8 protein-coding genes are annotated in these 11,873 nt (G+C 74.6%); 6 read left to right on the top strand and 2 right to left on the bottom strand.

Annotated features, from left to right (window positions below; translation table 11 throughout):
• Window positions 1–60: 60 nt before the first annotated feature.
• Window positions 61–1,221 (bottom strand): CaiB/BaiF CoA transferase family protein, encoded by a 1,161-nt coding sequence (locus ACGWYJ_RS07645; RefSeq protein WP_395104957.1) that lies wholly within the window; start codon window positions 1,219–1,221, stop codon window positions 61–63.
• A gap of 59 nt (window positions 1,222–1,280) precedes the next feature.
• On the bottom strand, window positions 1,281–2,996 hold the full coding sequence (locus ACGWYJ_RS07640) for a hypothetical protein (RefSeq protein ID WP_395104956.1): 1,716 nt from the start codon (window positions 2,994–2,996) through the stop codon (window positions 1,281–1,283).
• Window positions 2,997–3,261: 265 nt separating this feature from the next.
• Here ACGWYJ_RS07640 and ACGWYJ_RS07635 point away from each other — a divergent pair, with 265 nt between their 5' ends.
• The 6 genes from ACGWYJ_RS07635 (at window position 3,262) to ACGWYJ_RS07610 (ending at window position 11,871) form a co-directional block, all read left to right on the top strand.
• The gene (locus ACGWYJ_RS07635) at window positions 3,262–4,023 is read left to right on the top strand and encodes a M50 family metallopeptidase (protein WP_395104955.1); all 762 of its coding nucleotides are present in this window, start codon (window positions 3,262–3,264) and stop codon (window positions 4,021–4,023) included.
• A gap of 279 nt (window positions 4,024–4,302) precedes the next feature.
• The gene (locus ACGWYJ_RS07630) at window positions 4,303–5,616 is read left to right on the top strand and encodes an SWIM zinc finger family protein (protein ID WP_395104954.1); all 1,314 of its coding nucleotides are present in this window, start codon (window positions 4,303–4,305) and stop codon (window positions 5,614–5,616) included.
• Window positions 5,604–7,178: a DUF5691 domain-containing protein gene (locus tag ACGWYJ_RS07625; protein ID WP_395104953.1), complete on the top strand. Its 1,575-nt coding sequence runs from the start codon at window positions 5,604–5,606 to the stop codon at window positions 7,176–7,178. Before ACGWYJ_RS07630 ends, ACGWYJ_RS07625 begins: the two co-directional genes overlap by 13 nt.
• On the top strand, window positions 7,175–8,278 hold the full coding sequence (locus tag ACGWYJ_RS07620) for an AAA family ATPase (RefSeq protein WP_395104952.1): 1,104 nt from the start codon (window positions 7,175–7,177) through the stop codon (window positions 8,276–8,278). Before ACGWYJ_RS07625 ends, ACGWYJ_RS07620 begins: the two co-directional genes overlap by 4 nt.
• A gap of 96 nt (window positions 8,279–8,374) precedes the next feature.
• Window positions 8,375–10,693 carry a DUF5682 family protein gene (locus tag ACGWYJ_RS07615; protein ID WP_395104951.1) on the top strand — a complete coding sequence of 773 codons (2,319 nt, stop codon included), beginning with the start codon at window positions 8,375–8,377 and terminating at the stop codon, window positions 10,691–10,693.
• On the top strand, window positions 10,690–11,871 hold the full coding sequence (locus ACGWYJ_RS07610) for a VWA domain-containing protein (protein ID WP_395104950.1): 1,182 nt from the start codon (window positions 10,690–10,692) through the stop codon (window positions 11,869–11,871). Before ACGWYJ_RS07615 ends, ACGWYJ_RS07610 begins: the two co-directional genes overlap by 4 nt.
• Window positions 11,872–11,873: the final 2 nt, after the last annotated feature.

Genomic DNA, 11,873 nt, shown 5'->3' with positions numbered 1-11,873 from the left:
CGGGCGGACGACACCGGACGGCTCGGGCAAAATATCACCGCGCCGCCGTAAACCCCCAGGTCAGCTCTGTGCCACGGCCCCCTCGGCGAGCAGCGCGTCCACGTCCTCGAAGCCCAGTTCGGTGAGGATGTCGCGGGTCTGGCCGCCGGGGAGGGCGGGGACGCCGTCGGTCTCGGTGACGGTACGGGAGAAGCGCGGGGCCGGGGCCGGCTGGTGGTGCCCCTCGTGCTCGAAGAACACCTCCCTGGCGGTGTTGTACGGGTGCTCGGCCGCCTCCTTCAGCGACAGCACCGGAGCCACGCAGCCGTCACCGGGCAGGAACAGCTTGGCCCACTCGTCGCGGGTCTTGGTCTTGAACGCGGCGGCGAACCGTTCCCGCGCCTCCGGCCAGCGCTCCCGCTCGTGCTGGCCGGGCAGGTCCTTCTCGTCCTCCAGGCCCAGCACCCGGATGAACTCGGCGTAGAACTGCGGCTCGATCGCGCCGACCGCCATGTACCGGCCGTCGGCGGTCTCGTACACGTCGTACCAGGGGGCGCCGGTGTCGAGCATGTTGACCCCGCGCCTGTCCTGCCAGAGGCCGCCCGCCATCATCGCGTGGATGAACGTGGACAGGTGAGCCGTGCCGTCCACGATGGCGGCGTCCACGACCTGGCCCTGCCCGCTGGTCCTGGACTCCAGCAGCGCGGACAGCACCCCGACGACCAGGTACATGCTGCCGCCCGCGAAGTCGCCCAGCAGGTTCATCGGCACCTGCGGCGGGCCGCCCTCCCGTCCGATGGCGTGCAGCGCGCCGGTGACCGCGATGTAGCCGATGTCGTGGCCGGCGCTGCTCGACAGCGGACCCCGCTGGCCCCAGCCGGTCATCCGCCCGTACACCAGCCGGGGATTGCGGGCCAGGCAGTCGTCGGGCCCCAGGCCCAGCCGCTCGGTCACCCCGGGCCGGAAGCCCTCCAGCAGGACGTCCGCGCGCTCCACCAGCCGGAGCACGACGTCACGCCCGCGCTCGCTCTTGAGATCGACGGCGATGGAGCGCTTGCCGCGGTTGCTGAAATCGGTGCCGCCCTTGGAGGCGCCGGGCTTGACGGCGGAGGTCCGGTCCACGCGGATCACGTCCGCGCCCAGGTCGGCCAGCAGCATCGCGGCGAACGGGCCCGGCCCGATCCCCGCCAGTTCGACCACCCGCACCCCGGACAGCGGCCCCTTACCCGTCGCAGCGCCCATCCCTGCCCCTTTCGCTTCGCCCCTCGGCTTGCAGGGACCAGGGTAAGCGCACGCTGATCTCAGGGTGAGTCCGGGCGGGCCGTAAGCTTCACGCGCCCGGTGGGACGGCGTCTCGGCTCGGCGGGGATCGAGATCAGCAGCCGCGACCGGCGCTGCCATGCCCTGAACGGACCCTTGACCTGTGGTGTGAGCCCGCGCGCCGCCGCGGCCAGGTGGTACCAGTCACCGCGCGCCGACCGCCACCAGGAGCCGCCGACCGGGCGCCGGGCGTCGCACCGGCCGGTGTCCCGCGCCCCGCGCCTGTCGATGAGCACCGCCCGCGCGGCCGATCCGCCACCTGTGTAGGACATGCCGGTGCAGACCCACCGGGCCTGCCCGCCACCGATCCATCCCGACCAGAACTCCCACGCCGTCGCCTCGGACAAGGGACGCCCGGAGCGTCCCGGGGACGGGGCCAGGCACGCGGTCCGCTCCCACACGCGCAGAGCCCTGCCCGTGAGCCGCTTGCCGTGGCGGCGGCCGGCCTTGCCTGGCCCGCCGGCCATGGCGGTGGGCGGACGGTACGTGAGCGGCACCCCGCGGGCGCCGCCGAACTCCCCGACCGTCCTGGTCCCGCCCTTCTCCCTGAGGTGCAGGACGGGGCCACGCCCGCATCGCGTGCGGGGGAACACCGGGTCGGTGACGCCCTGCCTCACCGTCACCCGCTTCCCGGTGAGGGACACGGGCCGATGCCAAGGGGCGACCAGGTAGCGGCCACGGGACAACCGGATCGGGGCGGCGGCATCCGTGCTCGCCTTGTAGACGGTCATCGGCCCGCCCCCGTCGGCGAAGCGGCCGATCCGGTCACCGCGCCGCACCAGCGCGACCTTCCGGCCGTCCACATGCCCGGCGAACAAGAGCTGGGGATTGCCCGCCTCGCTCGGCCTCGCCGCGGCGCCGGACGTCTTCGCGGCGTCCGCCCAGGCGTTCAGTGCCCGTCCGGTGAACCGCTCGTCGCCGGTCAGGTCCCCGCGCGCGGGCCACACGTCCAGGCTGTGCGGGGCCGTCCGCCAGGTGTCGGGCGCGGCGGAGACCAGGCTGAGGCCGTGGGCGGCGGCGGCCTTGGAGGTGCCGCTCAGCAGCCGTCCCTTGTCCTCGACCATCAGCAGCGTTCCGGCCAGCACCGCCGTCAGCACCACCGCGACGCCCACCGGCATCGGGGAGCGGTGGCCGAGCGGCTGGATCCGTCCCGGCCCGAACGGATCGGAGTGCGGCCAGGTCCTGATCACGGGCACCTTCGCCCGCTCGGCCTCCGCGATCACGTCCATCTGGTCCGGAATGCGCAGGTCGAGGAGCTGGTCGCGCGCCTCGTGCCGGCTCATCCTCGCCACGTTCAGGAGCGCGTAGGCGACACGGACGGGCGGCTCCAGCTCCGCCAGCGCGTTGGTGGTGGCCCCGGCGGGCATCCGGGGCGGCGTGGCGCGCAGCCAGCGGCGCAGGCCGAGCCGCCACACCCAGTGCGGCTTCATGGCGCGGCGCAGCACCCTGGTCCGGCGCCGTTCGTGGCCGCCGCCCGCGCCACCGGTGCTCTCCACGATCCGGCGGGCCAGGGCCATCCTGTGCGGTCGCTTGCCCCTGCCCGGCAGGACGAAGTAGGCCAGCCGGACCAGCTCGCGGAACGCCTCGTCGGCGTCCGCCGCGTTCCGCGCTCTCCGTGCGCCCGGCGCCTTCGGCCGCGTGGCCCCGGGCCGCTCGCCGGCCACCCTCGTGCCCCTGCCCGTCGCACCGTCCCGCATGGTCTCGCTCCCCCGATTGCGCCCGGCTGATGCGGACCAGACATTAGGGAGCGCCGCCACACGCCTAACGGGAGTTGGCGGAACGATTGCCATGCATGGCGGTTCCCATGACCCCGCGTTAGGAAGGCGCTTCGGGCGCCTCGGAGGCCCTGGTCGCGCCCGGTTCCTGACGAACCGAACGCGTACCTTATTCCGGACGTCTTACCCTGAGGCGGCACACGGGGATGACGATGGGCCGGCGCGCGAGAACGACGACGAGGTGGACGTGGACACGGTGAGCATCGCCGACTTGTGGGACCGGCTGACGGGGACCCAGCAGGACCCGCCCTGGTGGCTGGTCGTCCTGGTGGCGCTGATCGCCCTGGCCGCGGTGCTGCACGGCCCGACCTGGCGGGTCGCCCGGAACGTCGTCACCATCGCGCACGAGGGCGGGCACGCGCTGATCGCCCTGGTCACCGGGCGCAAGCTGGACGGCATCAAGCTGCACTCCGACACCTCGGGCGTCACCGTCTCGCGCGGCAAGCCGCACGGTCCCGGCATGGTGTTCACCGCCATGGCGGGCTACCTCACGCCCCCGCTGCTGGGGCTGCTGTTCGCCGTCCTGCTGGAGGGCGGCCGGATCACCCTCATGCTGTGGTTCTCGCTGGCGCTGCTGGGCGCGATGCTCGTCATGATCCGCAACGCCTACGGGGTGCTGTCCATCGTCGCCACCGGCGCGATCATCCTCGGGGTGTCGTGGCTGGGCGGCTCCACCGTCCAGGCGGGCTTCGCCTACCTGGCCGCGTTCTTCCTGCTGTTCGCCGCCGCGAGGCCGGTCGCGGAGCTCCAGCGGATGCGCTCCCGGCACATGGCCCCCAGCTCCGACGCCGACCAGCTCGCGCACCTCACCGGGGTGCCCGGCCTGGCGTGGGTGGGCCTGTTCGGCCTGGTCGCCGTGGGCGCCCTGCTCACCGGCGGGCTGCTGCTGGCCCCCGACTCGGTCTCCCTCCCCGACCTGCCCGACGCCCCGGGCCTCAGCCGCGGCTGAGGCCGGATCCGGACAGGGATCTGCCCCTTTCGCCCGAACGGGCCCACGATGGCTCATGGCCCAGAAGAAGCTCGACCGCGCCAAGTACCACCGCAAGCGCCAGGCCCGTCTGCGCCGGACCCGCCACCGCTCCCGCCCCACCCGCGGCAAGGGCAGGGGCCGCTGACCCCTCCCGTCCCGGATGACGTTTGCCCAGCTCACAGGGCTTTTGTCGGGATCTTTCCGGTAGGTTGGGTCGCGTGGGGATGAATGTCGGACCGGGTCGCTAGGTTCGGCGGTGTGAACGATCGATGGGATCGGGAGCAGGTGCTCGGCCTGGCCCCGGACGCGGCGTCGGCCAAGGCCGCCGGAGGTGTCGCCAAGCCCGCCAAGTGGGACGGCACCGGGTGCGACGACGACGCCCTGTGGGGCGAGTGCCGTGGCAGCGGCAAGAACCCGTACCGCGCCTGCGTCGACCTGTCCGAGCCGGCGTTCCGCTGCTCGTGCCCCAGCCGCAAGTTCCCCTGCAAGCACGCCCTGGGCCTGCTGTTGCTGTGGAGCGACGGCACGGTCGACGCGGGGCCGCGTCCCGCCTGGGCCGCCGAATGGATCGAGGAGCGCCGGGCTCGGGCCGACCGGGCGCGGGAACGCCGGGCGGGCGCGGCCGCCAAGGCCCGCGATCCCAAGACCCTCGAGCGGCGCGAGCAGCGGGTCGACGGCGGCGTCGCCGAGCTCGACCAGTGGCTGCGCGACCAGGTGACGCACGGGCTCGCGCAGGCCGAGCAGGCGTCCTACCGGCTGTGGGACGACGTCGCGCGGCGGCTGGTGGACGCGCAGGCGGCGGGGCTGGCCGGGCAGGTCAGGGCGCTGGCCGCCGTCCCGCGGAAGCCCGGCTGGCCGGGGCGGCTGCTGGAGGAGTACGCGCTGCTCAGGCTGCTGGTGCGGGCGTACAGGCGGCGGGACGGCCTGCCCGAGGGGCTGCGCGAGACGGTGCGGTCGCGGGTCGGCTTCACCGTCCAGCAGGAGGATGTCGTCCGGGAGGGCGAGCGCGTCCGCGACCTGTGGTGCGTGACGGGGTCGCGCGACATCGCCCAAGACCAGCTCACCACCCGGCGGATCTGGCTGCGGGGGCGCCGCAGCGGGCGGCCCGCGCTGGTCCTGTCGTTCGCGGTCCCGGGGCGCCCGCTGGACGCCTCGCTGGTCGTGGGCACCGAGGTGGACGCCGAGCTGGCGTTCTACCCGGGCTCGCAGCCACTGCGGGCGATCGTCGCCGAGCGGTACGGCGCGGCGGTCCCGGCGGTGCCCGACGGGTCGCCGGTCGCCGGCTTCCTGGAGGAGTACGCGGCGGCCCTGGAACGTGATCCCTGGCTGGACCGCTGGCCCGCCGTGCTGAGCGGCGTGCGGCCCGCCCGTCCGCCCGGCGAGCGCAACGGCACCTGGAACCTTCAGGTCGTCGACGCCGAAGGCGACGCGCTGCCGCTGCTGCCCACCGACCCGTGGCGGCTGCTGGCGGCGTCGGGCGGGCGCCCGGTGACCGTCGCCGGGGAGTGGACGCCACGCGGCATGCGCCCCCTGGCGCTCTGGAGCGAGGACGAAGGGGTATGCATCCTGTGAGCTGGAGCGAACACGTGAGCGCGGCGCTGCTGGGGACGGCGCGCAAGCCGGTGCCCGCGCTTCCCGAGTCGCAGGGCCTCCCCGAGTCTCCGGGCCAGGGGGAGGACCCGGCGGGGCGGCTGCTCGACCAGGCGGCCCTCCTGACCGTCCGGAAGCGGGCGGGCATGCGGCCCGCCACGGCGGGCGAGCCCATCGCGCCCGCCCCGCAGGAACACGCGGCGCCCGTGCCGCCCGCCGCCGCCCGCCGCCTGGCCCGCATCCTGGAGGGCGAGCGGATCCGGGTGCTGCCCGAATGGCTGGACGCCGCGGCCGACCGCGGCTACCGCGTCCCGGCCCGGATGCTGCCCGACCTGCTGGAGAAGGGCCGCGGCAACCGTGACCTGCGCCCGTTCATCGCCCGCGCGGCCGGGCGGCGCGGCGTCTGGCTCGCCCTGCAGAACACCGACTGGGCCTACCTCGTCGGCTCGGGCGACGACCCGGGCGGCGACACCGCGGAGGTGTGGGAGACCGGCACCCGGCCGCAGCGGGTCGCCTACCTCGTCCGGTTGCGCGGCGCCGACCCGGCGGCGGCGCGGGAGGCCCTGGCCGCCACCTGGTCCCGCGAGTCGGCGCCCGACCGCGCCGCCTACCTCGCGACCTTCGAGCACGGCCTGTCGCCGGGCGACGAGGACTTCCTGGAGCACGCCCTGGAGGATCGCGGCAAGGACGTCAGGCAGCTCGCGTCCGACCTGCTGGCGCGGCTGCCCGGCTCGGCGTACGGCCGCAGGATGGCGGCGCGGGCGCTGCGCTGCGTGCGGCCCGAGATCCGCTCCGCTCCCCCGGGAGGCCGCGCCGAGACCTGGATCACGGTGGAGCCGCCGGACGCCTATGACGACGAGCTGGCCAGGGACGGCGTCCCGTTCCACCCGTCCGGGTCGTTCGCGCCGAGCGCACCGGGCGGGCAGCCCGTCGGCGCCCGGTCGGCCTGGCTCCGCGAGATCCTCGCCCGCACGCCCCTGTCCACCTGGACGGAGCTGTTCGAGGCCGAGCCCGCGGCCGTCGTCACCCTGCGGGCCGCCACGTCCGGCGGGCCCGACGCCCGCGCCGCCCGCGACCTGCACACAGGGTGGGCACGCGCGGCCGTACGGCAGCACGACACCGCGTGGGCCAGGGCGCTGCTGCGCAGCGGCGTCCTGGCCGATGAGCCCGACGACCTCGCCGGGCTGCTCGGCGTCCTGCCCGGCGAGGAGCGCGGCGTCGCGGCCGCCGACCTGATCCGGTGGGGCGAGAGCGGTCCTGACGCGCTGCGCGTGCTGCGGCGCGTCCCCGGGCCGTGGACGGGCCCGCTCGCCGACGCGGTCATCGCCACGATCGGCGCCGCCCACGAGCGCGCCACCGACCTGCACGGCCGGGCGGTGATCCAGCTGTGCGAGCTGGCCGAGCAGCGGCTGACCCCCGACGCGGCGCCGCGGCTCGTACGGCTCACCACCCGCGAGGGAGACGACGCCGCGTCCCCCGCCCTCGCCCGGCTGATCGACAGCCTGAGCTTCCGCCACGACATGCTGAAGGAGCTTGCCCAGTGACGTCCGACCCGTCCTCCGCCACCGGCCGCGTCCTGCGCCCGCACGCCGAGCAGCAGTACGCCGACGAGCTGGCCCGCCTGGCCGAGCACGACGACCGGCCGCGCCCGCCCGGCTGGCGGCTGTCGCCGTGGGCCGTCACCACCTACCTGATGGGCGGGGAACTGCCCGACGGCTCCGCGATCACCCCGAAGTACGTGGGCGCGCGCCGCCTGATGGAGGTCGCGGTGGCCACCCTCGCCACCGACCGTGCGCTGCTGCTGCTCGGCGTGCCCGGCACCGCCAAGACGTGGGTGTCGGAGCACCTGGCGGCGGCCGTCAGCGGCGACTCCACCCTGCTGGTGCAGGGCACCGCGGGCACCCCCGAGGAGGCCATCAGGTACGGGTGGAACTACGCCCGCCTCCTCGCCGAGGGCCCGTCGGAGAAGGCGCTGGTGGAAAGCCCGATGATGCGGGCGATGCGGCGCGGCTCGGTCGCCCGCATCGAGGAGCTGACCCGGATGCCCTCCGACGTCCAGGACACGCTGATCACCATCCTGTCGGAGAAGACGCTGCCCGTCCCCGAGCTGAACACCGAGGTCCAGGCGGCCAAGGGCTTCACCGTGATCGCCACCGCCAACGACCGCGACCGGGGCGTCAACGAGCTGTCCAGCGCCCTGCGGCGGCGGTTCAACACGGTCGTGCTGCCGCTGCCGGAGACCGCGGAGGACGAGGTGGAGATCGTCTCCCGCCGGGTCGAGCAGATCGGCGCCGCGCTGGAGCTCCCCGAGACCCCCGCCGGGCTGGACGAGATCCGCCGCGTCGTCACGGTCTTCCGCGAGCTGCGCGCCGGCGTCACCGGCGACGGCCGCACCAAGCTCAAGTCCCCCAGCGGAACGCTCAGCACCGCCGAGGCCATCTCCGTCATCACCAACGGCCTGGCGCTGGCCGCCCACTTCGGCGACGGCGTCCTGCGCGCCCCCGACGTGGCCGGCGGCATCGTCGGCGCCGTCGTCCAGGACCCCGTCTCCGACCGCGTGGTGTGGCAGGAGTACCTGGAGACGGTCGTCCGCGAACGCCCCGAATGGCATGACTTCTACCGTGCTTGCCGGGAAGTGTCATGACCGGGCGCAACGAGGTCCGGCCCCACGCGGGGGTCTGGGGGGTCGTCCCCCCAGAGACAACAGAGCGTCCCGGCCCTCCCTGGGAGGGAGGTGAGCGTGGTCGATCGTGGTGAGAAGGTCCGGGTCGAGGTTTATGGGATCCGGCATCACGGGCCGGGGTCGGCGCGGGCCGTGCGGCGGGCTCTGGAGGAGTTCCGGCCGGACGCCGTGCTGATCGAGGGGCCGCCGGAGGCGGATGCGATCGTTCACCTCGCGGGTGACGCGGGGATGGTTCCGCCCGTTGCGCTGCTCGCCTACGCGCCTGGGCGGCAGGACGCGGCGGCCGCGCCGGCCGAGGGTTCCGGGCCTGGGGAGCGTCAGGCCGCGTTCTGGCCGTTCGCCGAGTTCAGCCCGGAGTGGCAGGCCATCCAGCACGCGCTGTCGGCCGGTGTCCCGGTGCGTTTCTGCGACCTGCCCGCCGCGCACCAGCTTGCCCGCGCCGAAGAGGACGAGGAGGGGCGGGAGGAGGACCGGGAGGGGCCCGAGGACGAGGAGGTGCGGGCGATCCGGCTGGATCCCCTCGGGTGGCTGGCGAAGGCGGCGGGTTATGACGACGCCGAGCGCTGGTGGGACGACGTCGTCGAGCATCGGCATGACGGGCCGTCGCCGTTCCCGGCGATCGCGGAGGCGATGACCGAGCTGCGGGACCGGCTGGCCGCCCTGCCCGAGGAGAGCCTGGCCGGTCACCTGCGGCGGGAGGAGCAGCGCGAGGCGCACATGCGGCGGACGCTGCGCCGCACCCTGAAGGAGGGGTACGAGCGGGTCGCCGTGGTGTGCGGGGCCTGGCACGTCCCGGCGCTGCTGCGGAAGGTACCGGCGACGCGGGACGACCGGACACTGCGCGGCCTGCCGAAGGCGAAGGTCGCGATGACCTGGGTGCCGTGGACACATGGGCGCCTGGCGAACCGCTCCGGGTACGGGGCGGGCGTGCGGTCGCCCGGCTGGTACCACCATCTGTTCACGGCGGGCGACCGTCCCGTCGAGCGGTGGCTGACCCAGGCGGCGCGGGTCCTGCGGGAGGAGGACCTGCACGTGTCCTCGGCGCATGTGATCGAGGCGGTGCGGCTGGCGGACGCGCTCGCGGCGCTGCGCGGCCGTCCCCTCGCGGGTCTGGACGAGATCACCGAGGCGACCCGCGCGGTGCTGTGCGAGGGCGCCGAACTGCCGGTGGAGCTGATCCAGCGGAAGCTGGTGGTCGGCGAGCGGCTCGGGGCCGTCCCGGACGAGACCCCGATGGTGCCGTTGCAGCGCGACCTCAAGGCCGAGCAGGGCAGGCTCCGTCTCAAGGCGTCCGCGCTCAACAAGGAACTGGACCTCGACCTGCGCAAGCCCACCGATCTGGAACGCAGCCGCCTGCTGCACCGGCTCCGGCTGCTGGACGTCGACTGGGGCGTCCCCCAGGAGGACTTCGGGCGGTCCAAGGGCACGTTCCGCGAGACGTGGACGCTGATGTGGCGGCCGGAGTTCGATGTGGAGCTGATCGAGGCGAGCGCCTGGGGCACGACCGTCCAGGGCGCGGCCACCGCCCGCGCGAAGGCGATGGCCGCGCACGCCCAGGCGCTGTCCGACCTGACCTCGGTCGCCGAACGCTGCCTGCTCGCCGACCTGGGCGGCGCCCTGCCCGACGTCATGCGGGCCTTGGGCGACAGGGCCGCGCTCGACACCGACGTCGAGCATCTGATGACGGCGCTGCCCCCGCTCGTTCGCGCGCTGCGGTACGGGGACGTGCGCGGCACCGCCACCGGCCCGCTGCGCACCGTGGTGGACGGGCTGGTGGTGCGCGTGTGCGTGGGCCTGCCGCCCGCCCTGTCCGGCTTGGACGACGACGCGGCCCGCGAGCTGCTGGGGCACGTCGACGCGGTGAACGGCGCGCTGTCCCTGCTCGACGACCCCGGCCACATCGAGCGCTGGCAGCGCACCCTGGAGGGCGCGGTGGACCGGCAGGACCTGCACGGGCTTCTCGAAGGACGGCTGACCCGGCTCCTGCTGGACGCGGGGCGGCTTCCCGACATCGCGGCGCGGATGGCCCGTTCGGTGTCGGTGGGGGCCGCGCCCGACCGCGCCGCGGCGTGGGTCGAGGGGTTCCTGTCGGGCGGCGGCCTGATCCTCGTCCACGACGACGACCTGCTCCGCCTGGTGGACGAGTGGATCGCGGGCCTGCCGGGCGACTCGTTCACCGACGTGCTGCCGCTGCTGCGGCGGACCTTCGGCGGGTACGCCGCCGCCGAGCGCCGCGCGATCGGCGAGCGCGTCCGGCGGCTCGGCACGCCCCGCGCCGCCGCCGGCGCGCCCGAGGACGGCGAGCTCGACCACGCGCGTGCCGAGCGCGCCGCCGCGACCGCCCTCCACATCCTCGGCTGGAAGGCACCCGCATGAGCGACGACACGAGGAGCGGCATGACCGGCACCCCCGACGAACGCCTCAAGCGCTGGCGGCTGGTGCTCGGCGGCGAGGGCGGCGCCGACGGCACCGGCGTCCGGTTGTCGGGCGAGGAGGCGCGCATGGACGGCGCCTTGGAGAAGCTGTACGGGGCGGGCGCCGGTGGCCGTTCCGGGTCCGGCGGGCGCGCCGGCGGGCTGGGCGACTCCGCGCCGAGGGTGGCGCGCTGGCTCGGCGACATCCGCGACTACTTCCCGTCCACCGTCGTCCAGGTGATGCAGAAGGACGCGATCGAACGGCTCAACCTGACCCGGCTCCTGCTCGAACCGGAGATGCTCGACGCCGTCGAACCCGACGTCCACCTGGTCGGGACGCTGCTCTCCCTCAACCGGGTGATGCCCGACCGCGCCCGCGAGTCGGCGCGCGGGGTGGTGCGCAAGGTGGTGGCGGATCTGGAGAAGCGGCTCGCGCAGCGGACCCGTTCCGCGGTCGGCGGTGCCCTCGACCGCTCCGCCCGCGTCCAGCGTCCCCGCCGCCTGCCCGACGTCGACTGGAACCGGACGATCCGCGCCAACCTGCGCCACTACCTGCCCGAGCACCGCACCCTCGTCCCCGAACGCATGATCGGGTACGGGCGCAGGCAGCAGGCCGTGAAGCGCGACGTGGTGCTGGCCATCGACCAGAGCGGGTCGATGGCCGCCTCGGTGGTGTACGCGAGCGTGTTCGGCGCGGTGCTGGCCTCGATGCGGTCGTTGCGCACGTCCCTGGTGGTGTTCGATACGTCGGTGGTCGACCTCACCGACCAGGTGCACGATCCGGTCGAGCTGCTGTTCGGCACGCAGCTCGGCGGCGGCACGGACATCAACCGCGCCATCGCCTACTGCCAGGGCCTGGTCACCCGGCCCAACGACACCATCCTCGTGCTGATCAGCGACCTGTACGAGGGCGGTGTCCGCGCCGAGCTGCTCCAGCGCGTCGCGGCCCTGACCGCCGCCGGGGTTCAGGTGATCGTGCTGCTGGCGCTGTCGGACGAGGGCGCCCCGGCCTATGACCACGACAACGCCGCCGCGCTGGGCGTCCCGGCCTTCGCCTGCACCCCGGACGCCTTCCCCGACCTGATGGCCGCCGCCGTGGCCCGCCGTGACCTGAAGGAATGGTCCGAACGCAACCTCTGACG

The organism is Actinomadura sp. SCN-SB (assembly GCF_043906805.1).
Taxonomy (GTDB): Bacteria; Actinomycetota; Actinomycetes; order Streptosporangiales; family Streptosporangiaceae; genus Spirillospora.
Note: the sequence above shows the minus strand (reverse complement) of the source record. Positions and strands in the feature narration are given on the sequence as shown.